Consider the following 23,705-nt stretch of genomic DNA (forward strand, 5'->3'; position numbering starts at 1 on the left):
TCCGAGCCTAGGCCGGGATCAGCCCAGGTGGGCGACGGCCTCCTTCGGAGCCTGGGCGAGGAACTCCTCCTTCTTCACCCGGATCATCGCGACGGCGACGACGGAGGCGACGACCAGCCCGATCGCGGCCGCGACGAAGACCGCGGAGTAGCCGTCGACGAAGGCGACCGGCGACTGCTGCTCGCCCGCGACTCCCGCGTAGAGGGTCGTGAAGATCGACAGCCCGATCGAGCCGCCGATCTGCATGGCGGCGTTCGCGGTCGCTCCGGCGGCACCGGCGTCGTGGGCCGCGACTCCGGTGAGCGCGAGGTTCTGCAGCGGCACGAAGACCATCGCCATGCCGACGCCCAGGAGGATCAGCGCGGGCAGCACCTCGAGGAGGTAGCCGCCGTCGGGGGTGATGCGGCTCAGGTAGAGGAGCCCGGCCGCCGCGATCAGCGGGCCGACGATCATCAGCACGCGCGGGCCGATGCGCGGCAGCAGCTTGGCGGCGACTCCGGCGACGATCATGATCGTCACCGTCATCGGCAGATTGGCCAGGCCCGCCTCGAGCGGCGGCAGGCCCAGGACCAGCTGCAGGTGCAGGGTCAGGTAGAGGGTGGAGCCGATCATCACGCTGCCGACGATCGCCTGGACCAGGAAGGCTCCGCCGCGGACGCGGTCGGCGACGATGCGCAGCGGCAGCGACGGGTGGTCGGAGCGGGCCTGGATCCGCACGAAGAGGGCCAGCAGCAGCACGCCGACGAGGAGGAAGCCGAGGGTGTCGACGCGGAGCCAGCCCTGCTCGGCGAGGGTGAAGCCGTAGACGACGCTCGCGAGCCCGAGCGCGACGGTGATCGTCCCGGCGACGTCGAAGCGGTTGCGCCCCTCCGCGCGGCTCTCGGTGACGAGCAGCTGGCCGGCGATCGCGCCGACCACGACGACGGGGACGTTGACGAGGAGGCACCAGCGCCAGTCGGCGAACTCGGTGAGCAGCCCGCCCAGCACGAGGCCGACGGCGGCGCCCGCTCCGGCGACCGCTCCGAAGACGGCGAAGGCCGTGCCCCGCTCGCGGCCGGAGGGGAAGGAGACGGTGAGGAGGGCCAGAGCGGCCGGAGCGAGCAGCGCGGCGAAGGCGCCCTGCAGCCCGCGGGCGGCGATCAGCTCGGTGCCGGAGGTGGCGAGGCCGCCCCAGGCGGAGGCGGCGCCGAAGCCGATCATCCCGATCAGGTAGGTGCGCTTGCGGCCGGTGTAGTCGGCGATGCGGCCGCCCAGGAGCAGGAGCGCGCCGAACGCGAGGGCGTAGGCGGTGACGACCCACTGGCGCTCGACGTCGGTGAGGCCGAGGTCGGCCTGCGCGGCGGGGAGGGCGATCGTGACGATGGTGCCGTCGAGCACGACGACGAGCTGCGTGAGCGCGAGGATCACGAGCACCCACCAGCGGCGGGCGGAGGAGGGAGCGGACGGGGAGGGCATGGCGGCCTTTCACACGGAGCGGAGCGGGACCGGCGGGTCCGGATCCGAGCCGCGTCATCGGGGCCGAACCACCCCAACCAGTTGGTTGGGCGAAGAAGAGTGTATCGTTCGAGCGCCCGGAGGTGAACCATGGAGCCGACATCCGATGCGGCGCTGCCCGCGCGCGAGCGGATCCTCCGCGCGGCCTCCGTCGAGTTCGCCGCCCACGGCTTCGCGGGCGCCCGGGTCGACCGTGTGGCCGCGGCCGCGGGTCTGAACAAGGAGCGGCTCTACGCCTACTACGGCGGCAAGCGCGGCCTGTTCGTCGCGACCGTCGTCGAGGCGCTCGGCGCTCTCGACGAGACGCTCCTCGCCGAGGCGGCGGACCTCCCCGACCTCGCGGGCCGCATGTTCGACCACGTGTGGGAGCACCCGGAGTTCCTGCGCCTGCTCACGTGGGCGCGCCTGGAGGGAGCCGGCGTCTGGGAGGAGGCCGGCGAGCAGCTCGGCGGGGTCCCCGCCCCCGAGGCCCGGGTCCTCGAGTGGCAGCGCACCGGCGTCGTCGACGCGAGCTGGTCGGCCGACGACCTCTTCATCGCCCTCCTCGGCCTGTGCGAGATCTGGCACCTCACCCCCTTCGCCTCCCGGAGCGGAGAGGAGACGCGAGACCGCCGCCGCGCCTTCGTCGTGCACGTCGCGCAGCTGGTGGGCGCACCGCGCTGAGGCCGGCCCCTCCCCCCTCACGGGGAGCGACGTCGGCATCTCCGATCCGGACGCGGTGGACGGGGCGGCTCATCCCTCCGAGCCGGAACCCGACGGATCGGACTGGAGTGGGAGGTCCCACGGATCCGGCTTCGGGACGACACCTTCATCACCCGGAAGGACCGCGCCCGCCGCGCGCTGAGCCTCGTCCTCGAGGAGGAGTGATTCGAAATCGCCGGGCGCGCACGGCATCTCCGCCCCGATCATGTACATCTCCTCGACAGCGCCGGTGACGAAGCTCGCCCGCAGCACCGGTCCGCCCTGCCCGTAGACCGTCGGGCGCGGAGTCGAATCGGTCACTCTCACCGTCATCCCCAGCGACTCCCAGTAGTCCGCGACCTTCCGCGCATCCCCCTCGACATCGGTGCCCGCCGGGGCCCACCAGGCGTAGCTGTAGCTCGCACCGCTCACCCGGTCGCCGGGGCCGCACACATCGGGCCTGGCCGCGCCGCTCCGCGGCCACCACCCCTCCACATCGAGCCGCCCCGCGGAGTCCCGCACGAACTCCACCACCCGATCCCGACCCTCCCGAGGACTCATCGTGCTCACCGGTCTCGCCTCCTTCTCCGTTGCACAAGCGGTCATCGACATCACGAGCAGAGCGGCGACGGTCAGCGCGACGCCCGTCCGCTGAGGAGAGCCTCTACCCGCCATGGGAGGCTCCCACGACCGCCTTCTGGAAGGCGGTCGGCCCGAGCGGCCGGTTCTCGGTCAGCAGGTCGAGTCGCCGGGAGACGGCCCACGCCGCGTTCTGCAGGGACTCGGTGTTCTTGTCGAGATACCCCGCGAGATCGCCGTCGTCGCTCTTCAGCGCAGCGTGATCCGTCACGATCCTCCCGGCGTCGCCTCCGGTCTCGACACCGAAGACGCGCGCGCCGAAGTCCTCGTCAGCGGGATCCGTGTGGTGGTTCCAGCTGAAGGCGCGGCCCATCCACGCGGCCTCGTCGCCGCTCTCGGTCTCGCCGAGGTACTTGTCCCGCGCCTGCCCCGCGAAGACGGATTCCGCGTGCAGGTCGCTCGCCTCGTCGACGCTGTCCGGGAGGCCGGCCGAGCCCAGCGTCACGACGACCCCGAGCTCGACGTCCGAGCGCGAGGCGGCGACGGCCATGACGGTGCTGCCGTAGGAGTGGGCGACGACGTTCGGCTTCGGCAGGTCGTCGCCCCGGACCGCGGAGAGCCCCTGGACAGCCGAGGCGAGTGCGGCGCCGCCGGCGACCGCCTGGTTCGAGGTGAGGACGTCCATGCCGTTCCCGCCGAGCCGCGCCATCGGCGGGGTCTCGTAGCCGATCCAGGAGACGACGGCGCTGCCGGGCGGGAGGAGCGACTGCAGATTCTGCGACGCCTTCGTCCATCGGGTCATGCTCTCCGTCGTCTGTCCCATCCCGGGGACGGCGTAGGTGACGTTCGTGGCGATGTCGGGATCGCCGATCGAGACGGCGGCGAGCGGAGGCTCGTTGGCGGTCAGGGAGACGAGGAAGCGCGGGTCCTGACCGAGACCGCGCCGGAGCGATGCCCGCACGTCCCTCAGCGCCACCAGCTGCGACTCCACCGCCGCGAGTCGCTCCCCGTCGCCCGCCTTCCCGCGCAGGCCCGCCGCCTCGCTCCTCAGCGCCACGATCCGCGCCCTCAGCGCCCTCTCGTTCGCCCTCACCCGGGCGCGGTAGGGAACACCCTCCAGATTCCCGATCACCCCGGGCAGACCGGCGACCAGCGCCTCCTGCTGCGGCGAGAAGCGCGCGCCGTCCGTGGAGTCGAGGCTCCGCCACCAGTCGTTCACGAGGGTCGGAGCCAGTCGCCCGAGGCGCGCCGCGAGGTCGGGCGACGCCGCCAGGAGTGTCGCGAGATCGTCTGACGAGAGCGCCGCGAGGGAGTCGAGCAGGCTCCGGCCGCCCCGGGGCCGCGCCAAAGTGCCGACGGCGTCGAGGACCGGAACGGAGAGCGCCGCTCCCCCCGCGGCGGTGAAGGCCAGGGAGATCTGCTCGACCCAGGTCGCGTCGGCCGCACCGATCGACAGCAGCTCGCGGAAGCCCCGGAGCACCGAGAAGGACTCGACCGGCGCCCACGAGCAGCGGTTGCCGAAGGCTCCCCAGGCGGCCATCAGATCCTGGAGCCGGGAGCGCATCGCCTCGTCCGCCTGCCGGGTCTGCGAGACGAAGACGTCGAGGCGCTCGGGGTCGGCGGAGGTCGTGCCTCCCGCGGCGGGGCCGCCCGGGGACGTGCGGGGCACCGACCGGGGGGAGAACAGCGCACGGATCGGCGGAGGCACGACCGGCCGATCGGACGGCGGCCGGTCGACGATCTCCTCGACTCCCGCCGCGAGGGCCGCGACCGGATCGAGGCGGCGCTGCTGCTCGCGCTCGTCCGCCCGCCGCTCCCAGGCCGCGTACTCCTCCCGGCGCCGACGCTCCTCCTCGGCCTTCCTCGCCACGAGCCGCACCGTGTCGGCGAGCTCGTGCAGCTCGGCGCTCAGCCGACCGCGGTTCTCCCTGTCGCAGAGGCGGACCCGGCGGAACAGCTCGGCGTACGCGCCGCGGAACTCGCCCAGTGCGTGCTCGGCAGCGACGGACCTCAGCAGCTCCTGGGAGGCGAGCGCCTCCGCCGCCTCGTCCGAGGCACGGACCAGCTCCGCCGCTGCTGCATGGTCGAAAGAGAACAGGGTCATCGCCTCCTGAGTGAGAACATCTCAGGAAATGTAGAACGGCCACGACGGCGTCGGCACCGGGTGGCGCGAGACGGCGCGCGGTCAGCGCGCCCGCGCCGCGTCCGGCGGCACGCAGAAGTGGCGCGGACCGCATCGGTCCGCGCCACTCGTTCAGATCACGCGGCTCACTCCGCCGCGGTCAGCCGCTCCAGGTATCCCGCGAACGCGCGCAGGTCCTCCTCGGGCCAGGCGCTCAGCGCCTCCTGCATCCGCTGCCGCTGACGGCCGCCGAGGTCGCGCATCCGCTCGCATCCGGCCGCGCTGAGCGAGAGGAACCGCGCTCGGCCGTCGGCGGGATCGGAGGTCATCTCGACCAGGCCCAGCTCGGCGAGCTGGCGGGCCTGGCGGCTGATCGCGCTGCGGTCGACCCCGAGCCGCTCCGCCGCGGCGCCGGAGTGGACCGGACCGCAGCGCTCGAGGATCCGCAGCAGCCGCAGTCCGAAGGGCGGCAGCGCCGGGTCGATCGACGCCGCCGCGTCCCGGACGGCGAGGCGCACCTGGACGGCGAGCACGGTGATCTGCTCCTCGACCTCGTGCAGCGCCTCGGCCGAGGGCGCGGCGGCGGGCATCAGGAGCGCTCGATCACGTCGACCGAGCCGGTGGGAGCAGCGTGCCGGGCGTGCCCGACCGGCTCCTCCTGCCGCTCCTCGTCGGCGTGGCGGCCGTGTCCGGCGGGAGTGGCCTCGCGACCCTCCCGGGCGTGCGTCGCGTCGTCCGTCCGCCGGGCCTGGCCGACGGGGCGGAGCGCCGCCTGGCCGTCCGAGGCGGCGATGAGGGCGTCCTCCGCGGCCTGCAGCGGAGTGGTCGGCTCCGCCTTGAGCTGCACCGCGTTCTTCGAGCCGAGGCTCACGTTGGGCAGGAGGACGACGGCGATCAGCGTGACCACGGCGAGCGGGATGCTGTAGAGGAACACGTCGCCCACGCCGATCCCGTAGGCGCTCTCGACCACGACGCGCACGGCGTCGGGCAGGGTCGCCGGCTGCGGGATCGTGCCGCTGCCCAGCGCCTGCGCGGCGAGAGCCTGGTCGGCGGGAGCGAGACCCGCGATGCCGGTCTTGATGCGGTCGGCGATCACGGTGCCGAGCATCGAGCCCAGGACCGAGACTCCGACGGTGCCGCCGAGGCTGCGGAAGAACGTGACCGCGCTGGTCGCGACGCCGAGGTTCTTCACCTCGATCGAGTTCTGCACCACCAGGACGAGGTTCTGCATCAGCATGCCCAGGCCGGCGCCGAGGACGGCCATGTAGATCCCGACGAGGACCAGGTCCGTGTCGTAGCGGAGGGTGCTGAGGAGGGAGGTGCCGATCACGGCGAGCACGCCGCCGCTGATCATGATCGCCTTCCACTTGCCGGTGCGCGAGATGATCCCGCCGAAGATCGTCGAGGCGATCAGCAGGCCGGCCATCATCGGGATGGTGAGCAGGCCCGACTGGGTCGGCGTGGCTCCGCGGGCCAGCTGCATGTACTGCGCGAGGAAGACGGCGACGCCGAACATCGAGACGCCGACCGAGATGCTCGCCACGACGGCGAGGCTGAAGGTGCGGTTCTTGAACATCCCCATCGGGATGATCGGCTCGGCCACGGTGAGCTCGGTGATCACGGCGGCGATCAGCAGCACGACGGCACCGCCGACCATGACCGCGGTCTCCCACGAGGCCCAGTCGAAGTTCTTGCCGGCGAGGGAGACCCAGATCAGCAGGAGCGAGACTCCGCCCGCGATGAGCACGGCGCCGAGGTAGTCGATCCGCACCTTGCGCTTCGGGTGCGCGGGGAGGCGGAGGGTCATCTGGAGGAGGACGATCGCGACGATCGCGACGGGCATCGCGATGAAGAAGTTCCAGCGCCAGCCGAACGCGTCGGTCACGACGCCGCCCAGGAGCGGGCCGCCGACGGTGCCGATCGCCATCACGCCGCCGAAGAGGCCGGCGTACTTGCCGCGCTCACGGGGGCTGATGATGTCGGCCATGATGATCTGGCTCAGCGCGGCGAGTCCGCCGGCGCCCAGGCCCTGGAACACGCGGAAGACGATCAGCATGTTCGTGTCCTGCGAGAAGCCGGCCAGGGCGGAGCCGATGACGAACAGCCCGAGGGCGAGCTGGATCAGCAGCTTGCGGTTGAACAGGTCGGCGAACTTGCCCCAGAGCGGGGTGGAGACCGTGGTCGCGAGCAGGGTCGCGGTGACGACCCAGGTGTAGGCGTTCTGGTCGCCCTTGAGGTCGGAGATGATCCGGGGCAGCGAGGTCGACACGACCGTGCCCGCGAGGATCGAGACGAACATGCCCAGCAGCAGGCCGCTGAGCGATTCGAGCACCTGCCGGTGCGACATGGCGCCGTCCGGCCCGGCGGGGGCGTGCGGCGCGGTGGTTCCGCGCGATGCGGCGCGGTGTTCGGGGTGTGACATGGGCTCCTCTTCAGCACGGCGGCAGTTCTAGTTGACCGCGATCAACTATTGACCGAGAGCAACTATATAGCCGGGCGTCACGAATCTCCAGTGGCACTCTGCTGCCGTCCAGGCGCCGCTCCGGCCGCGCCTATCCTCGGAGCATGGACAACATCGATCGGAAGATCCTCGATCTGCTGCGCCAGAACTCCCGCGCGGGCTACGGCGACATCGGCGGCGTGGTCGGGCTCTCCGCCTCCGCGGTGAAGCGCCGCGTCGACCGCCTCGTGGCCGACGGCGTGATCCGCGGCTTCACGATCAAGGTCGACCCCGCGGTCGACGGCATGGCCACCGAGGCCTACGTCGAGCTCTTCTGCCGCGGCACCGTCGCTCCGGACGAGCTCCGCCGCATCCTCTCCGCGGTCCCCGAGGTCGTCGACGCGGGCACGGTCACCGGCTCCGCCGACGCGATCGTCCACATCCGCTCGCGCGACATCCCCAGCCTCGAGCTCGCCCTCGAGAAGGTCCGCATCGCGCCCAACGTCGACCACACGCGCTCCGCGATCGTCCTCTCCCGCCTCATCCAGCGCAGCGAGGCCTGACGGATCGCGCCACCTCCTCGACGCGCGTCGCGACCGCCTGGTACTCCATACCTGTATGGTGAATCCAGGAGGGCGAGCATGAGCGACAGGGAACAGGCCGGTACGGCGGCACGACGGAGACGGCGCATCTGGCTGATGCTGCCGGCACTGTTCGTCGGCGTCCTGGCCGGGCACCTCGTCGCGACCGCGGTGGGCGCCGAGGATCCGTGGGACGTCGTGGTCACCGCCGCCGTCGCGGCAGCGGTGGCGTCCGTCGTCCTCGCCCTCGTCGACCGGCGGCGCTGAGCCCTCCCTCCTGGATCGGAATCCGAGGGAGGGAACGACGATGGAACGACAGAGGACGAGCACGGCACTGGTCGCGGCGGCGGCCGCTCTGCTGGCGGTGCCGCTGTTCACAGCGCAGGCCGCGCACGCCGAGCGGGCGAGGCAGGAGACGAGCAGCCGGGTGCACCTCGAGGCGCGGGGCGGATCGGCGTCGACAGTGACCTTCGACGTCACCGACGGCACGCGGATCGTCGAGCTGGCGGGCGGCGGGGTCGGCTTCACGGACGGCGCCGAGACGTCCGACGCACTCCCGGAGAGGATCGACGTCGGACGCGGCCGCACCGTGTCGGGCCACTGGTCGATCGACGACTCCGACACGCTCACCTTCCACTTCGCCCCGGACTCGGCGTCCCGCTCGGCGGCGGGCGGCCTGCACCTGAACAGCGACTGGAGCTCGCCCGAGTGGGGCCACTGCGTCGCCGGGAGCGGCGTCAGCGGTGCCGCGACCGGCGGGGTGATCGGCGCGATCTCCGGTCCCGGCGCGATCGCCTCCGCGACCGGCGGGCTGCTCGCGGGGATCATCGGCGGAGCGATCACCTGCTGAGCGCCGCCTCCTGAACGACCCGGATCAGGCGGGCGCGTCCGCTGCGGTGTGGACGCGCTCGCCGCCGATCCAGGTGCCCAGCACCCGGGTGTCCCCGATCGCCCGGGGGTCGCCGGCGAAGGGGTCCCGGTCCAGCAGGGCGAAGTCCGCCGCGAGTCCCACGGCGATCGAGCCCGACTCGCCGTCCAGGCCGTTCACCCACGCCGAGCCGGCCGTGGAGGCGGAGAGGGCGGTGGCGAGGTCGAGGCGCTGCTCCGGGAGGAACACCTCCTCGCTCCACCCCGGCTCGCGCTCGGACGGCGCCGAGAGCCGGTTCACCGCGACGTGGATCGCGGCGAGCGGGTCGGGCGTCGACACCGGCCAGTCGCTCCCCGCGGCGAGCACCGCGCCCGAGCGGAGCAGGTCGCCGAAGGGGTACTGCCACGAGCCGCGCCGCTCGCCGAGGAACGGCAGCGTCAGCTCCACCATCTGCGGCTCCAGCGAGGCCCACAGCATCTGCAGGTTGGCCGTGACGTCGAGCGCACGGAAGCGCGGCAGGTCGTCCGGATGCACGACCTGCAGGTGGGCGAGGTGGTGGCGGTTGCCGCGGCGCCCGTTCGCCTCGATCGCCCGCTCGACGGCGTCCAGGCACTCGCGCACGGCGCGATCGCCGATCGCGTGGAAGTGCACCTGGAACCCGGCCGCGTCCAGGAGCGGCACGGCCTCGTTCAGGAGGCGCGGGTCGACCATCGAGAGGCCGTCGCCGTGACCGTGGCCGCCGTGCCCGTCGAGGTAGGGCTCGAGCATCGCCGCCGTGAAGTTCTCGGCGACCCCGTCCTGCATGATCTTGACGGTCGTCGGCGCGAAGCCGTCGGCGGCGAGCGCCGCGCGCCGCTCGACGAGCTCCGGGATCTGCTCGACGCCGCGGCCCCGGTCCCACCACAGCGCACCGCGGACGCGCCCGGTCAGCTCGCCGCTCAGCGCCGCGCGGCGGTACACCGGACCGGGGTCGCCCACATCGCCGTAGGAGCCGATGATCGCGTCCTGCCACGCCGTCACTCCGAACGAGTGCAGGGTCTCCTGCCCGAGGAGCAGCGCGCGGTGGAGCTCGTCCGCGCTCGCGGGCGGGAGGTGGCGGCGGACCGCGTCCATCGCCCCCTCGTGCAGGGTGCCGGAGGGGGTGCCGTCGGCCAGGCGCTCGATGCGGCCGTCGGCGGGGTCCGGCGTCGTGCGGTCGATCCCCGCGAGGCGCAGTGCGGCGGAGTTGACCCAGGCGCCGTGCCCGTCGGCGTTGGTGAGGAAGGCGGGCCGGTCAGGGACGACCGTGTCGAGCTCGCGGGCGGTCGGGGTGCCTCCGGGGAAGTCGGGCAGGTTCCAGCCGCCGCCGAGGATCCACTCCGCTCCGCTCTCCCGAGCCGCGTACCCGGCGACCGTCGCCAGGTGCTCGGCGGGCGACCCTCCCGCTCCGAGCCAGCAGCGCAGCAGCGCAGCGCCGCCCCAGACCGGGTGCACGTGGGCGTCCTGGAAGCCGGGGACGAGCATCCGGCCCTCGAGGTCGACCACCTCGGTGCGCGGCCCGATCAGGTCGGAGGCGTCGGCGCCGACCGCGACGATCCGCCCTCCGACGACAGCGACGCCGTGCGCTCGGGAGCGCACGGCGTCGGCGGTGAAGACGGCGCCGCCGGTCAGGACGAGATCGGCGGCGCGCACGGGTTCAGAAGCCCGCGGGAGCGAAGGCCTGCGTCATCAGGGAGAACAGCGACACCGTCCAGCCGATCGCGATGAGGAACGACACGACCACGACGCCGAGGAAGACCCAGAGCGGGAGGAGGCCGCCGCCGGTCACGCGCTTCACGACCACGCTGCGGCCGATCACGTAGACGTAGGGAGCGGCGAGGAAGGCCCACGCCCAGTGGAACGGACGCTGCAGGCCGGCTCGCTTCAGCTGGCGCCAGTCGAGGAAGGCGAAGACGACCTCCGCCGCGTAGATCAGGAAGCCGACGACCTGGAGCACGCCGAGGCCGACGAGGTAGGCGGTCGACATCCCCATCGAGGAGCTCGGCCCGTAGGTCGAGGCCATCGACGAGTCGACGATCGCGCTCGGCGGGAGGAGGAAGATCGACAGCGCCGAGAGCAGCGGCAGGAGGACCACCACCCAGATCCACGGGGTGGACGTGACGATGCTCGTGTCGCGCTGCTGCACGGGTGCTCCGGGAGCCGCGGCGTAGGCCGGGTACTGCGGCTGCTGCTGGCCGTAGGGCTGCTGCGGCTGCTGGCCGTAGGGCTGCTGGGGAGCCTGCTGCCCGTAGCTCTGCTGCCCGTAGCTCTGCTGCGGGTCGGCGGACGACGGCTGCTGCGGATACCGACCCGAGGCCGACTGTCCGTAGCTCGTCGCCGCTCCGCTCGACGTCTCCCCGTAGGCGGGACGCTCGGCGGGCGGCGCGGGCGGAGTCGGTGCGGTCGGCGGAACGGGAGTCGCGGCGGCCTGCGCCGACCCGCTCTCGGCCGGGGCGGTGGGAGTGGCCGCCGGCGCGTCGCGGAGCGACTCCGTCCAGCCGGTCCCGTCCCACCAGCGCTGACGGGACGAGCCCGCCGGGTCCGGGTACCACCCGGCGCGGGGTCCGGAGGCCTCGCCGCCCGTGCTCGCGCCCTGGTCCGTGCCGGTTCCGTTGTCGTCCGTCATGGCGTCCTCCACTCCCCTCCGGGCGTCTGCCCGCGATCTCGGACCACCGTAGCGCCGCGACACGATGCGTGGCCTGAGGGCGGGCTGATCGCGCGCTGTCCGAGCGCTGTCCGCACCGGCAGGCGCCGGAGGCCGCCGACCGCCAGGATGGACGCATGCCCCACCTCCTCCGAGCCCGCGCCGCCCTCTTCGACATGGACGGGACGCTCGTCGACTCGACGGCCGTCGTGGAGACCATCTGGGGTGCCTTCGCCGAGCGCTTCGCTCTCGACCACGACGCGGTGCTCGGCGCCGTTCACGGTGTCCGCGCCGCCGACAGCGTCCGCCGCTTCGCTCCGGCCGGCAGCGACGTCGACGCGCTCGTCGCGGAGCTCGACGCGTACGAGCTCGAGCACACCGAGGGCACCGTCGAGATCCCCGGCGCGACGGCGTTCCTCGCCTCACTCCCCCGCGAGCGCGTCGCCCTGGTCACGTCCGCGAGCCCGGCGCTGGCGGCCGCACGTCTGGCTGCGGCGGGCGTCCCCTCCCCCGACACCGTGGTCACCGCGCACGACGTCGCGAACGGCAAGCCTGCTCCCGACGGCTACCTCGCCGCCGCGGCCCTGCTCGGCGTCTCCCCCGAGGACGCGCTGGTGTTCGAGGACGCCGAGGCCGGCATCCGGGCGGGTCTGGACGCCGGCATGCGCGTGATCGTCGTCGGGAGCCACGAGAGCGCGAGCACCCGGGGGCTGCCCCGGATCGCGCACTACTCCGACGCGCACGCCGCGCTCGAGGGCGACGAGCTCGTCGTCACCCTCGGCGGGCCTCAGTAGCGGATCGCGTCGATCACCTTCACCCGCACGGCGACGATCGCCGGCACCAGGCCCGCGAGCGCGCCGACGAGGGTCGCCGCCCCGAGCCCGAGCAGCGCCGCCTCGGCCGGGAAAGGCGGGATGTCGGCGATCCCGTTGTCCTGCACGAAGGCCACCGTCCACGGGTTGGTGACGAGGATGACCGCGACCGTCACGCCGACCACTCCCGCGACGACGGTCGCCACGACGCTCTCCATCATGATCGAGAAGAAGATGCGGCCGGAGGAGGCGCCGAAGCTGCGCCGGATGCCGATCTCGCGGATCCGCTGCCGGACGGTGACCAGGGCGATGTTGAGCAGTCCGAGCGCGCCGAGCGCCAGCACCAGGCCCGCCACGCCGCCGATCACCCAGGTCAGCACGCCGAAGGGGTCGGAGTCGTAGACCAGGTAGTCCTGCCGGTCGACCGACACCTCGAAGTCGGATCCCAGGGCGCCGGCCACGTCGCGCTCCACCGCCGCGGCGAGGGGCTCGGCCAGGTCGAGCGGCACCCACATCTCGTAGTTCGGCACGCCCTGCCCGCCGTACTGCGGGTCGGCGTCGCGGGCGACCGCCGGGTAGGCGTCCGCGAGCATCATCATCGACGGATCCGTCTCGAACTGCGAGGAGGGAGTCACGCCGACCACCACGCCCGTGACGTCGCGCTCGGAGCCGAGCAGGGTGACCACCGGGTGGGTGCGCAGATCCGGGCTCCCGATCCGCTCCCAGAAGCGCTCGTTGACGACGAGGGCGGGAGCGAGGCGCTGGGAGTCGCGGGCGGTGAACCAGGAGCCGTCCACGATCTTCAGCCGGTGCATCTCGGCGAAGGGCTGGTCGACCGCCTGCACCGCGACGTCGACGGCGCCGTCGGCGAACTGGACGCGCGCGCTGCCGTAGGTCGAGCGGCTCGCGTAGGTGATGGAGTACCGCTCGAGCGCACCGGTCCACGCGGCCTGGAGTGCGTCGGCATCCACCTCGGCGGTGCCGGTGCCGGAGGGGTAGGCGGAGAGGAAGAGGCTCGCCGGGCGCCCGCTGGAGCGCTCGGCCTGCTCGATGCTGGCCTGGCGGGCGATACCGCCGGCGGCGACGACCGCGGTCAGGGCGGCGACGGCCACCGCGACTCCGATCAGCGAGAGCAGCACGCGGCCGCGGTGGATCCGCAGCTCGGTCCACGCCTCGACGATCGCGCCGGCGATCCCGACGAGCGCGCGCATCAGAGGACCACCGCCTCGGCGACGGGGCCCGCATCCGCGGTCGAGCCCAGGCGGCCGTGGTCGAGCCGGTAGTGGCGCTCGGCCCGCGCCGCGATGGCCGGGTCGTGGGTGATGGTGACCAGCGCCGAGCCGGACTCGCGGGCGATCTCGTCGAGCAGGCCCATCACGCTCTCGCCGGTGTCGGTGTCGAGGGCGCCCGTCGGCTCGTCGGCGAGGATCAGCCGCGGTCGGCGCACCAGGGCGCGGGCGATCGCGATCCGCTGCTGCTCGCCGCCCGACATGCGCCCGGGCATCGAGTCCACGCGGTGCCCGAGGCCGACCCGCTCCAGCATCTCGGCCGCGAGGTCGCGGCGGCGCCAGAACTCCGATCCGGTCGCGTAGAGCAGCGGCGTCATCACGTTCTCGCGGGCGGTCCGCCCCTCCAGCAGGTTGAACTGCTGGAAGATGAAGCCGATGCTGCCGCCGCGGATGCGCGCGCGGGCCCGCGAGGACAGGGTCTCGGTGGGAGCACCCTCGAGCAGCATCCGCCCCTCGGTCGGCTCGTCGATGAGTCCGAGGATGTTGAGCAGCGTCGACTTGCCGGAGCCGCTGCGGCCCACGACCGAGACGTGGTCGCCCTCGCCCACCTCGAGATCGACGCCGTCGAGGATCGTCAGCGGCGGTGCATCGGGCAGCGGGACGACCTTGCGGATCCCCTCGAGCCGGAGGATCGTCACGAGCAGAAGACCGAGCCGTCGGGCTGCGCGATGCAGTCGCCGCCCAGCTGGACGTCGGGAGCAGCCTCCTCCGCGCCCGGCACGAACTGCAGGAGCTCGGCGCCCTCCTCCACTCCGCCGGTGATCTCGACGGAGCTGCCGTCGGTGAGTCCCAGCGTCACCGGGACCTCCTCGGTGCTGCCGTCGTCCGCCCGGCGGAACACGACGCCGGACTGGGCGGTGCCCTCGACCGCGGTGGTCGGCACGACGAGGACGTCCTCCGCCTTGCCTCCCGCGAGCGTCACTGAGGCGGCGAGCCCGGGGAACACGGTGACCTCCGTCGGCACCTGGCAGGTGAAGCTCGTGCCGGAGCCGCCGGTGGAGGTTCCACCGCCGCCGCCGCCGCCGTCCGTCGCTCCGCCGGTCGTGCCGCCCTCGCCGGCTCCGGCGAGAGGGGTGCTGATGGTGAGGTCGGTGCAGGTGAAGCCGGCGGGCCCGCCGGTGATCGCGACCTGCGCCTCCGTCGGCCGGTTCTGGATGCGGTAGAGCTGCTGCGCGTCGATCGTGCCGGTGACGGCGTAGCTCGGCGGCGCGACCTGTCCGGTCACCTCGCCGACCGTGACGGCCTGGTCGTGGATGACGCCGAGCGCGCTGAGGGTGCCGCCGGTCGCGGCGTAGACCCGCTCGAAGCGCACGGAGGGCTCCTGCTGGGTGAGGGTGACGGCGCCGTCCGGGCCGGTCGTCTCGACCGGGTCGCGCGGAGTCTCGACGCGGATGTCGTAGATGAGATCGCCCGACGCGACGGCCGCGCCCTGCTGCACGTAGACGTCGTCGACCGTTCCGGCCGCCGTCGCCTTCAGCGGCACGGCGGGGTCGGCGGCGACGGTGCCCTGGAGGGTGAGGTCGTTGGTGACCGTGCCGCGGGCGACCGTGACGGTCGGCTCGGTGATCTCACCGGTCGGCTGCGTCGGATCGGCCTCGGCCGCGCCGTCCGGGAAGAACGCGATCTTCACCAGGGCGATGCTCGCCGCTCCGATGATGACCATCCACACGATCGGGAACACCCAACGCCGAACCGCACCCATCAAGTCCCCCGACTCCGCTTCCAGGGCGCTCCGCCGTGGGGCGCCGGAGGCAGCCTATCCGGCGGGGAGGTCGCGTCCCGGACCGTGGCGCGCCCGTCAGCCGGCGAGCGCCGCGACGATCGAGGCGACGCGGCGCGCCCTGGTCTCGGCGGCCTTCGCGCCCTCGACCGACGTGACGTGGGCCTTCCGCGCGCTGGGCGAGAGCGCGGCGAAGCGCCCCGCAGCGCCCGCCGAGGCCAGCGCGGACGCCAGGTCCTCCGGCACGACGACCTCGCGCGGCGCGGTGTCGAGCTCGATCACGACGTCGATCGCGTCACCGCCGGCGAGCTGCGTCTCGCGGCGCTTCTCGGCCGAGAACGGGATGAGCGCGCGTCCGCCCATCGCTCCGACCGTGCTGATGAAGCGGTAGCCGTTCACCGTCACCGCGACGGCGGGACGCTTGCCGCCGCCGAGGGCCTCGAGGACCTCGGGCGGCACCTCGATGCCGGTGTTGTTGCCGATCCGGAAGAGCGTCGTGGTGAACTGCACGAGGCGATGATGGCACGGACTCCCGCCTGTCGCGCGGCCGATCGCTGTACTGACGCGGAGGGCCGTCGACTCGATCCTCGTCGACCTCCCATTCACGGATCCGGAGCGCTCGAGGGCGTTCTCCACGGCGCTCGGCCGGACCCTGGATCCTCTGTTCAGCCCTGAATCCGCTGTTCAGCAACGATGCCGCCAGCTCCGTCGCCTCCGAGCCCGTGTCCGCGATGCTCCTCCCGCACCCCTCCTTCTCGACCTCCAGGTCGAAGGAGATCATCGACGCGCGCTCCCGGGTGCAGGGCCTCTTCGCGGTGAGCGTCGGCAGCCGGGAGGAGATCGGCGAGGTGCTCGGGAACGGGCCGGCGTCCGGCGGCGCCGAGCCGGTCGCGGTGCAGGACCTCGGCTCCATGCGGGCGCGGCCTCGAGGACCCTGACGGGCACGTCCGGGAGTCCCTGTACACGGATCCGGCCGCGGCCGAGGCCGGTCCGCCCCGGGAGTGAGGGGTCGGTGCGCTCAGCAGGAGCGGGTGTCGGGGTCTCCGAGCGAGGAGCGCACGGCGTCGACCGTCATCCTGCCCTCGGGGTCGAGCCGGGCGAGCATGCGCGACATGATGTCGGCCAGCTGCGGGATCTGGTCGGCGTCGAGCGGATCGATGACGTCGGCCAGCACGGTCGCGACGTGACCGGGCGCCGTGTCGACGATCTTCTGGAGGCCGGCGTCGGTGAGCACCGCGTTCGTGGCGCGGCCGTCGGAGGCGCAGGGGCGGCGCTCGAGGTAGCCGCGGGCGACGAGGCGGGTCACCACGTGCGAGAGCCGGGGCAGGGTCGCGTTGGTGCGGGCGGCGAGCGTGGTCATCCGGAGGGCGCGGTCGGGCGCCTCGGACAGCATCGCCAGCGTCAGGTACTCGAAGTGCGTGAGCCCCGCGTCGCGCTGCAGCTGCGTGTCGAGGGCGCCCGGCAGCAGTTCCACGACCGCGATGAAGCGCAGCCAGGCGTCGAGCTGATCGGGCGTCAGCCAGCGTGTCTCGGGCGCACTCATCCCCCCACCCTACCCACTACTTGCCGCGACAAGTAAGTCCCCCCGCGCCTCGTTGAGCCGCGTCCCGAGCCTCCGTCGGGAGGCCGACCCGCGCCAGCCTGATCTCACCATCGTCGCGAGCACCGCCCCCGAGGCGAACCAGCGATCCGCGTACCAGCGGATCGCTGCAGCCGAACGCACCCCGCCCCTCAGAACGCACCCCGTCGCGAAGCCGACCGCGCCCCGCCCGATCCACACCATCCCCGCGAGCACCGCCCCCGAGGCGAACCAGCGATCCGCGTACGAGCGGATCGCTGTAGCCGAACGCCCCCCGCCCCTCAGAACGCACCCCGTCGAGAAGCCGACCGCGCCACACAGAATCCACACCATCCCCGCGAGCACCGCCCCCGAGGCGAACCAGCGATCCGCGTGCGAGCGGATCGCTGTAGCCGAACGTCCCCCGCTCCACAGAACGCACCCCGTCGAGAAGCCGACCGCGCCACGCCCGTCAGGGACGGGCGTGGAATCCAACTCACAGCACGTCGTCGCTCAGATCGATCGGGTTGCCGAAGCGGTGGTTCGTGATCGAGATCGCCTGCTCGCGGAGGAAGGGCAGCAGTTCGACGCGGCCGGCGGGGGTGACCGGGTCGGCGTAGACGGCGGTGTCGAGGGCGCCGCCGAGGGCTTCGGCGAGGGCGGTCGCGAGGGGGACGCGGGATCCGTCGGCGCGGGTGAGCGGGACCGGCGTGCCCGTGCTGCCGCGGGTCATGCCGGCGACGACGTCGGTGAAGGAGCCGGTCGAGTCGGACGATCGGCGGACGACGGCCTGCTGTCCGTGCGTCGGGCTGCCGGGGGCCTGCGGGCCCGCATAGCCGTCCACGCGGTCGGAGACGATGTCGCCGATGATGCGGATGCGCGGCGCCGTGATGCGGCCGGCCGCGGCGCGCTCGAGCCACTGGGCGTCGGTCTCGACGACGATGCGCGGGACGAGGCCCGCCATCTCGGCGAGCTCGTCGCCGCCGAGCATCTCCTGGACCCGCGGCGGGAGCGGGAGGGACGTGGAGATGTCCATCCGGGAGCGGGTCAGCAGGCCGGCGGCGATGACGCGGAGGAGCTCTCCGAGGTCGCCGCCGTCGGCCAGGCGCAGCGCGATCGGCACGCGGAGGTAGCGGAACAGGTTCCGCTCGACGCCGACCTTCGAGATGTCGGTGACGACTCCGAACTCGGTCGCCCAGGCGAGCTGGTCGGAGAGTGCGGAGCGGCGGAGCAGGTCGAACTGCTCGAACCGGAGCGAGGACTGGGCCGCCTCGATGAACTGGCGCGCGCGGTCGTCGAGGCCGCGCAGGTGCAGTGTCGAGGAGGAGCGCGCGGGCGAGGGCTTCCAGGAGCCGAGGCCGATGAGGTGGTTGGGTCCGCCCGCCTTCGCGCCGCCGCCGACGGACGAGCGCTTCCAGCCGCCGAAGGGCTGGCGCCGGACGATCGCTCCGGTGATGCCACGGTTGACGTAGAGGTTGCCCGCCTCGACCGAGTCGATCCAGAGGGCGAGCTCGTCGGCGTGCAGGGAGTGGAGCCCGGCCGTGAGCCCGTACTCGGTGCCGTTCTGCATCCGGACGGCGTCCTCGAGGGTCGCCGCGTGCATGATCCCGAGCACCGGGCCGAAGAACTCGGTGAGGTGGACGTAGCTGTCCTCGGTGACGCCCTCGCGGATCCCGGGCGACCAGAGCGTGCCGCTCTCGTCGAGCCGCTGCGGCTCGACGAGCCACGACTCGCCTCCGCCCAGCGTGGTGAGCGCGTGCAGGAGCTTGCCGGTGGGCTCCTCGATGAGCGGCCCCATCACCGCCGACGGGTCGTCGGGCCGGCCGACGCGGAGCGACGTGACGGCGTCGACCAGCTGGGCGCGGAAGCGCTTGGAGCGGGCGACCGAGCCGACCAGGATCACCAGGGAGGCGGCGGAGCACTTCTGGCCGGCGTGCCCGAAGGCGCTGCGGACGATGTCGGCGACGGCGAGGTCGTAGTCGGCGTGGGGAGTGACGATGATCGCGTTCTTGCCGCTGGTCTCGGCCTGCAGTGCGAGGCCGGGCCGCCAGGAGCGGAAGAGGCGGGCGGTCTCGTAGGAGCCGGTGAGCAGCACGCGGTCCACGAGGGGGTCGGTGATCAGCGCCCGTCCCAGCTCCTCCTCGTCGAGGTCGACCAGGGCGAGGAGCTCCTGCGGGACGCCCGCGTCCCAGAGCGCCTCGACGAGCACAGCCGCCGAGCGGCGGGCCTGGGGCGCCGGCTTCACCACGACTCCGGAGCCGGCGGCGAGCGCCGCGAGGATCGATCCGGCCGGGATGGCGACCGGGAAGTTCCACGGCGGAGCGACGACGGTGACCCGCGCGGGGACGAAGGTGGCCCCGGTGACGGCGTCGAGCTCGCGGGCGCGGGTGGCGTAGTAGTGGGCGAAGTCGATGGCCTCGGAGACCTCGGGGTCGGCCTCGGCGATCGTCTTGCCGGTCTCGGAGGCCATCACCTCGATCAGGCGGTCGCGGTTCGCGGCGAGGACGAGGCCGGCGCGGTCGAGCACGGCCGCTCGGTCGTAGCCCAGGCGCTCGCCCCAGCGCTCCGCGCGGCGGGACACCGCGCGCAGCACCTCCTGGAGCTCCGCCTCGGTGCTCACGCGTGCGGCGTCGGCCGTGCCCGCTCCGATGGTCGACCCGGCGATGCGCTCGGTGATCAGGCGCGCCCAGCGTCGGTTGCCGGGGAGGGCGGGGTCGGTGTCGGGCTCGTTGTGGAAGCCCGCGGTCGCGGCGGCCGCACCGGAGCCGCGGCTGAGGCCGAGGACGGCCTGCGTCAGGCCCGCGGCGGCCGGGTCCTGCGCCCGCTCGCCGGCGCGGGCGTGCTCCTGCACGAGGCGGCGGCCGGAGCCGGAGGACCACTCCCGCAGGCGGTCCTGCGTGCGGTTCGGCAGCGGGACGGAGTCGTCGAGGGCCTCGAGCGAGGCGCGGAAGCGGCCGAGCTCCCGCTGCAGCACCTCCTCGTCGTCGAGGCGGAACGCGGCCGAGAGGAAGTTCTCGGGGCTGCTGTTCTCCTCGAGCCGGCGGATGAGGTACGAGATGGCCACGTCGAACTCGTGCGGGTGCACGACGGGCGTGTAGAGGAGGAGGCGTCCCACGTCCTCGCGGACGGCGCGCGCCTGCCCGGTCGCCATGCCGAGCAGCATCTCGATCTCGACCGCGCCGGTCACCCCGCGCTCGGTCGCCGTGAGCCACGCCCAGGCGAGGTCGAAGAGGTTGTGCCCGGCGACGCCCACGCGCACCGCGTCGACGCGCTCCGGCCGCAGTGCCCGGTCGAGCAGGCGCTTGTAGTTCGTGTCGGCCTCCACCTTGCTGCCGACCGTCGCGAGCGGCCAGTCGTGCAGGGCCGCGTCGACCCTCTCCATCGCGAGGTTCGCGCCCTTCACGACGCGCACCTTGATCGGGGCTCCGCCGCGGGCCCGGCGCTCCTGCGCCCACTCGGTCAGCTCGTCGAGCACGCGGACGGAGTCGGGCAGGTAGGCCTGCAGGACGATGCCCGCCTCGAGGTCGAGCATGCCCGGCTGCTCGAGGAGGCGCCGGAACACGGCGACCGTCAGGTCGAGGTCGCGGTACTCCTCCATGTCGAGGTTGATGAAGGTGGGGTCGGCTCCGGACGCGGCGGCCTGGTAGAGCGGGGTGAGACGCTCCACGACGCGGTCGACCTCCTCCTCGAAGGCCCACATCGACAGCTGGCTGACGACGCTCGAGACCTTGACGCTGACGTAGTCGACGTCCGGTCGCTCGAGCAGGCGGAGGGTCCCCTCGAGGCGCCGGCGGGCCTCGCGCTCGCCGAGCACGGCCTCGCCGAGGAGGTTGAGGTTGAGCCGGTCACCGCCCTCGCGCAGCGCGGCGACGGCCGCACCGAGACGCGCCTCCGAGGCGTCGACCACGAGGTGCCCGACGAGGCGGCGGAGGACCCGGCGGGCCGCGGGCACGACCACCCAGGGCAGCACGGGGCCGACGGCGCCGCCGGTGCTGATCGCGGCGCGCAGGTAGGAGGGGAGGAAGGCGGGCGTCTTCGCGGTGAGCGCCGCGAGGTTCTCGGCCGCGACCGAGAGGTCCTCGGGCCGGGCGACGCCGTCGACGAACCCGACGGTGAAGTCGAGTCCGTTCGGGTCCTGGAGCACGCCCGCGAGCCGCTGGGCGGCGGGCTCGACCGGGAACTCGCCGCTGCGCGCGATCCAGCGGCGGACCAGGGACTCGACGCGCTCGATCATCGGGCGGTCGTCGACCTCGGGCTCGGCGGCGGCGGGCGCGGCGAGCTCCGACTCCGACGCGGCGTCGGGCCCGCGCAGGACCTCGTCCTCAGCGTCGCGCACGACCTCGTCGTCGGCATCGGGCTCGCTCACGGCCGCGTCCTGAGCGTCGCGCACGTCCTCGTCCTCGTCCTGAACACCGGACTCGCGCAGGTCCTCGTCCTCAGCGTCGGACTCCTGCGCGTCCTGCGGCTCGGGCACGTCCTCGGACGCGGACTCCGGCGCCGGCTCGGCCACGTCCCCGCTCCCGGAGTCGCGGGCCTCACCGGCCTCGACCTCGTCGTCCGACTCCGTGCCGCCCTCGGGCGTCCGACCACCGACCGTCGCGTCGACCCCGCTCCGCACGGCCGCGTCGTCGGGCTCGCGCTCCGGGTCGCTGCCGGGCACACCTGGGGTCGTCGACTGCTGCATCCTCCGAGGCTAAGCCCGACCCGCCGCCCGGACGCGGCGTGACGCGGTGGTCGCGCCGACTCGCCCGCGAGCCGCCCCTGTGGAGGAGCGGATCAGTGCCGGCGGTGGTCCTGGATGGTCATCCGCGGGCCGTGCCGCGGCTTCCGCGCTCCGCTGCAGCCGATCAGCCGGATGACCCGCTGCCGGTGCCCGCGCCACGGCTCGAGGAGCTCGAGCATGCCGTCGTCGTCGACCCCGAGCCGGCCCGTGAGCGCGAAGCCGACGGCCGCGGCCAGGTGGTAGTCGCCCACGCTGACCGCGTCCGGATCGCCGTGGGCCCGCATCATCACCTCGGACGCCGTCCACGGCCCGATCCCCGGCACCGACTGCAGCCGGCGGGCGACCTCGTCGCCGCCCCGCCCGAGCGCGAGGGTCCGCTCGAGGCCGGAGGCGACGAGCGCGGCGGTGAGGACGGTCCGCGAGCGCCGCGGATCCACTCCCGCGCGGTGCCAGTCCCACGAGGGCACGCGCCGCCACTGCTGCGCGCTCGGAGCCACGTGCAGAGCGACCGGCCCCGGGGCGGGCTCCCCGTGGAGGCGCACCAGCACCCGGTAGGCGCGCCACGCCTCCGTGCTCGTGACCTTCTGCTCGAGGACCGACGGCGCGAGCATCTCGAACACCAGGTTCGCGCGCGTGAGGCGCAGGCCCGACGAGCGGCGGAGCACCTCGGCGAGCGGCGCGTGGGCCGACAGGTCGAGCCCGCTCCAGTCGTCGCCGTGGCCGAGGAGCTCGGGGACCGCGTCGATCAGCCACTCCGCTCCCCCGCCCCAGGCGCGCGCGTGGACCGCGCCGTCCACCGCCTGCCGCAGATGCAGCGTGCCCGGGCCGAGCGGCGTGCGGAACGCCCGCCAGAAGCCGGACGCGTCGAGGAGCATGGTCGGGTCGCCCGAGCCCCGCAGCAGCGTGCGGAGGGTGAGCGCGAGGCTCACCGGCTCCGACGGCGCGTAGACCGTCGCCCAGGAGGGCTCGGGAGCGGAGACGGGGATCGACACGCAGTGATGCTAACCGGCGGCTCCGACACCGGATCGGACGCTCCTCCGCAGAACCCCCATCCACGACGTGTTCGGAGCGACACGCCCGGCGGATTGGTTCAGACGGCGTGAACACATGCGCGGATCCGATCGCCCGTTTCCACTGGTCAGCAGGTCGATCCCGGGCGTAGCTTCGCGCTGTCGCGGCGGCGCTCCAGCCGCCCGGCACCCGCCTATCACTGGAGATGCGCACATGTTCGACACGACCTTCATCCGCAACGCGATCGTCAAGAGCTCTGAGACCGCTCTCGACCGTCGCCGCTTCTTCGAGGCCACCGGCGTCGCCGGCCTCGGCATCGGAGCCGCGGCCCTCGCCGCGCCCACCGCCTCCGCCGAGGAGGTCGCTGCCAGCGGCCCCAGCGACGCCTCGATCCTCAACTTCGCCCTCAACCTCGAGTACCTCGAGGCCGAGTTCTACCTCCGCGCCGTCTACGGCACCGGCCTCGGCGGCTCGGACGTGACCGGCAAGGGCACGCCCGGCGGCGTCATCGGCGGCCGCCCCGTCGACTTCAAGACCCCGTGGCTGAAGAGCTTCGCCACCGAGGTCGCGAACGACGAGAAGGCCCACGTGCAGTTCCTGCGGGCCGCGCTGGGCACCGCGAAGGTGGCCCGCCCGGCGATCAACCTGAAGGACAGCTTCAACTCCGCCGCCGTTGCGGCGGGGCTGATCAAGGCCGGTCAGTCGTTCGACCCGTTCGCGAGCGAGTCGAACTTCCTGCTCGGCGCCTTCGTCTTCGAGGACGTGGGAGTGACCGCCTACAAGGGCGCCGCCCCGCTCATCCAGTCGAAGACCTACCTCGACGCGGCCGCCGGCATCCTCGCGGTGGAGGCGTACCACGCGGGCGCGATCCGCTCGGCGATCTACGCCGCCGACCTGTCCGACTCGGCGAACAAGCTCTCCGACGCGCGCGACAGCCTCGACGGCAAGACCGACCTCGACCAGGGCGTCAAGGTCAACGGCCAGGCGAACATCGTCCCGACCGACGGCAGCTCCATCGCGTTCAGCCGCACCCCGGGCCAGGTCCTCAACATCGTGTACCTGAACCCCGCGGCCGGCACGCGCACCGGCGGATTCTTCCCCCGCGGCGTCAACGGCGAGCTCGTCACGACCTAGTCCCACCAGCACCGAGCACGACGACGGGCCC

The 23,705-nt window shown here is 73.3% G+C and carries 21 protein-coding genes; 7 read left to right on the forward strand and 14 right to left on the reverse strand.

Going from position 1 to position 23,705, the window contains the following annotated elements; genetic code table 11:
• Positions 1-18: 18 nt before the first annotated feature.
• Positions 19-1,455, reverse strand: coding sequence for an MFS transporter (locus GSU40_RS13355; protein ID WP_104222849.1), 1,437 nt, complete (start codon positions 1,453-1,455; stop codon positions 19-21).
• 129 nt (positions 1,456-1,584) lie between these two features.
• Here GSU40_RS13355 and GSU40_RS13360 point away from each other — a divergent pair, with 129 nt between their 5' ends.
• Positions 1,585-2,157 carry a TetR family transcriptional regulator gene (locus GSU40_RS13360; protein WP_104352823.1) on the forward strand — a complete coding sequence of 191 codons (573 nt, stop codon included), beginning with the start codon at positions 1,585-1,587 and terminating at the stop codon, positions 2,155-2,157.
• 69 nt (positions 2,158-2,226) lie between these two features.
• Here GSU40_RS13360 and GSU40_RS13365 read toward each other — a convergent pair whose 3' ends face one another.
• The 4 genes from GSU40_RS13365 to GSU40_RS13380 form a co-directional block, all read right to left on the reverse strand.
• Positions 2,227-2,850 (reverse strand): hypothetical protein, encoded by a 624-nt coding sequence (locus tag GSU40_RS13365; protein WP_104295269.1) that lies wholly within the window; start codon positions 2,848-2,850, stop codon positions 2,227-2,229.
• Complete coding sequence (locus tag GSU40_RS13370) at positions 2,840-4,858, reverse strand: alpha/beta hydrolase (protein WP_160035285.1); 2,019 nt, start codon at positions 4,856-4,858, stop codon at positions 2,840-2,842. Before GSU40_RS13370 ends, GSU40_RS13365 begins: the two co-directional genes overlap by 11 nt.
• A gap of 164 nt (positions 4,859-5,022) precedes the next feature.
• Entirely contained in the window at positions 5,023-5,466 is a 444-nt protein-coding gene (locus tag GSU40_RS13375) for a MarR family winged helix-turn-helix transcriptional regulator (RefSeq protein WP_104222853.1), read from the reverse strand.
• Complete coding sequence (locus GSU40_RS13380; RefSeq protein ID WP_104237640.1) at positions 5,466-7,223, reverse strand: MDR family MFS transporter; 1,758 nt, start codon at positions 7,221-7,223, stop codon at positions 5,466-5,468. The genes GSU40_RS13375 and GSU40_RS13380 overlap by 1 nt, the downstream gene beginning before the upstream one ends.
• A gap of 218 nt (positions 7,224-7,441) precedes the next feature.
• Between GSU40_RS13380 and GSU40_RS13385 the strand changes: the two genes are divergently transcribed.
• The 3 genes from GSU40_RS13385 (at position 7,442) to GSU40_RS13395 (ending at position 8,747) form a co-directional block, all read left to right on the forward strand.
• Positions 7,442-7,879 carry an Lrp/AsnC family transcriptional regulator gene (locus tag GSU40_RS13385; RefSeq protein ID WP_104222855.1) on the forward strand — a complete coding sequence of 146 codons (438 nt, stop codon included), beginning with the start codon at positions 7,442-7,444 and terminating at the stop codon, positions 7,877-7,879.
• Between the two features lie 78 nt (positions 7,880-7,957).
• A complete protein-coding gene (locus GSU40_RS13390) occupies positions 7,958-8,164 on the forward strand; it encodes a hypothetical protein (protein ID WP_146076614.1) in 207 nt (68 codons plus the stop codon).
• Positions 8,165-8,204: 40 nt separating this feature from the next.
• Positions 8,205-8,747 (forward strand): hypothetical protein, encoded by a 543-nt coding sequence (locus GSU40_RS13395; protein WP_160035287.1) that lies wholly within the window; start codon positions 8,205-8,207, stop codon positions 8,745-8,747.
• 24 nt (positions 8,748-8,771) lie between these two features.
• Here GSU40_RS13395 and GSU40_RS13400 read toward each other — a convergent pair whose 3' ends face one another.
• Positions 8,772-10,436 (reverse strand): amidohydrolase, encoded by a 1,665-nt coding sequence (locus GSU40_RS13400; RefSeq protein ID WP_160035289.1) that lies wholly within the window; start codon positions 10,434-10,436, stop codon positions 8,772-8,774.
• A gap of 4 nt (positions 10,437-10,440) precedes the next feature.
• Complete coding sequence (locus tag GSU40_RS13405) at positions 10,441-11,409, reverse strand: DUF2510 domain-containing protein (RefSeq protein ID WP_160035291.1); 969 nt, start codon at positions 11,407-11,409, stop codon at positions 10,441-10,443.
• Positions 11,410-11,564: 155 nt separating this feature from the next.
• On the opposite strand from GSU40_RS13405, the gene GSU40_RS13410 reads away from it, so the two are divergent.
• Complete coding sequence (locus GSU40_RS13410) at positions 11,565-12,221, forward strand: HAD-IA family hydrolase (RefSeq protein ID WP_160035293.1); 657 nt, start codon at positions 11,565-11,567, stop codon at positions 12,219-12,221.
• Here GSU40_RS13410 and GSU40_RS13415 read toward each other — a convergent pair.
• The 4 genes from GSU40_RS13415 to GSU40_RS13430 form a co-directional block, all read right to left on the reverse strand.
• Positions 12,215-13,450 (reverse strand): ABC transporter permease, encoded by a 1,236-nt coding sequence (locus GSU40_RS13415; protein ID WP_104233103.1) that lies wholly within the window; start codon positions 13,448-13,450, stop codon positions 12,215-12,217. The two genes, GSU40_RS13410 and GSU40_RS13415, sit on opposite strands and share 7 nt — an antisense overlap.
• A complete protein-coding gene (locus GSU40_RS13420) occupies positions 13,450-14,166 on the reverse strand; it encodes an ABC transporter ATP-binding protein (protein WP_104283158.1) in 717 nt (238 codons plus the stop codon). Before GSU40_RS13420 ends, GSU40_RS13415 begins: the two co-directional genes overlap by 1 nt.
• Positions 14,163-15,191: an efflux RND transporter periplasmic adaptor subunit gene (locus GSU40_RS13425; RefSeq protein ID WP_208543317.1), complete on the reverse strand. Its 1,029-nt coding sequence runs from the start codon at positions 15,189-15,191 to the stop codon at positions 14,163-14,165. The genes GSU40_RS13420 and GSU40_RS13425 overlap by 4 nt, the downstream gene beginning before the upstream one ends.
• A gap of 135 nt (positions 15,192-15,326) precedes the next feature.
• Positions 15,327-15,758 carry a YdeI/OmpD-associated family protein gene (locus GSU40_RS13430; protein ID WP_160035297.1) on the reverse strand — a complete coding sequence of 144 codons (432 nt, stop codon included), beginning with the start codon at positions 15,756-15,758 and terminating at the stop codon, positions 15,327-15,329.
• A 212-nt stretch (positions 15,759-15,970) separates the two neighbouring features.
• On the opposite strand from GSU40_RS13430, the gene GSU40_RS13435 reads away from it, so the two are divergent.
• Positions 15,971-16,186 (forward strand): hypothetical protein, encoded by a 216-nt coding sequence (locus GSU40_RS13435; protein ID WP_104283155.1) that lies wholly within the window; start codon positions 15,971-15,973, stop codon positions 16,184-16,186.
• Positions 16,187-16,266: 80 nt separating this feature from the next.
• Here the strand turns inward: GSU40_RS13435 and GSU40_RS13440 are convergent, their stop codons facing one another.
• The 3 genes from GSU40_RS13440 to GSU40_RS13450 form a co-directional block, all read right to left on the reverse strand.
• Positions 16,267-16,791, reverse strand: a complete 525-nt coding sequence (locus GSU40_RS13440) for a MarR family transcriptional regulator (RefSeq protein WP_104246915.1) — start codon at positions 16,789-16,791, stop codon at positions 16,267-16,269.
• Between the two features lie 511 nt (positions 16,792-17,302).
• Positions 17,303-21,040 carry a proline dehydrogenase family protein gene (locus GSU40_RS13445; RefSeq protein WP_160036237.1) on the reverse strand — a complete coding sequence of 1,246 codons (3,738 nt, stop codon included), beginning with the start codon at positions 21,038-21,040 and terminating at the stop codon, positions 17,303-17,305.
• A 542-nt stretch (positions 21,041-21,582) separates the two neighbouring features.
• Positions 21,583-22,521 (reverse strand): DNA-3-methyladenine glycosylase 2 family protein, encoded by a 939-nt coding sequence (locus tag GSU40_RS13450; RefSeq protein WP_160035299.1) that lies wholly within the window; start codon positions 22,519-22,521, stop codon positions 21,583-21,585.
• A 232-nt stretch (positions 22,522-22,753) separates the two neighbouring features.
• Here GSU40_RS13450 and GSU40_RS13455 point away from each other — a divergent pair, with 232 nt between their 5' ends.
• Positions 22,754-23,674 carry a ferritin-like domain-containing protein gene (locus tag GSU40_RS13455; protein WP_104222865.1) on the forward strand — a complete coding sequence of 307 codons (921 nt, stop codon included), beginning with the start codon at positions 22,754-22,756 and terminating at the stop codon, positions 23,672-23,674.
• Positions 23,675-23,705 lie beyond the last annotated feature (31 nt).

Origin of the sequence: Rathayibacter sp. VKM Ac-2805, from assembly GCF_009834265.1 — a bacterium.
Lineage (GTDB): Bacteria > Actinomycetota > Actinomycetes > Actinomycetales > Microbacteriaceae > Rathayibacter.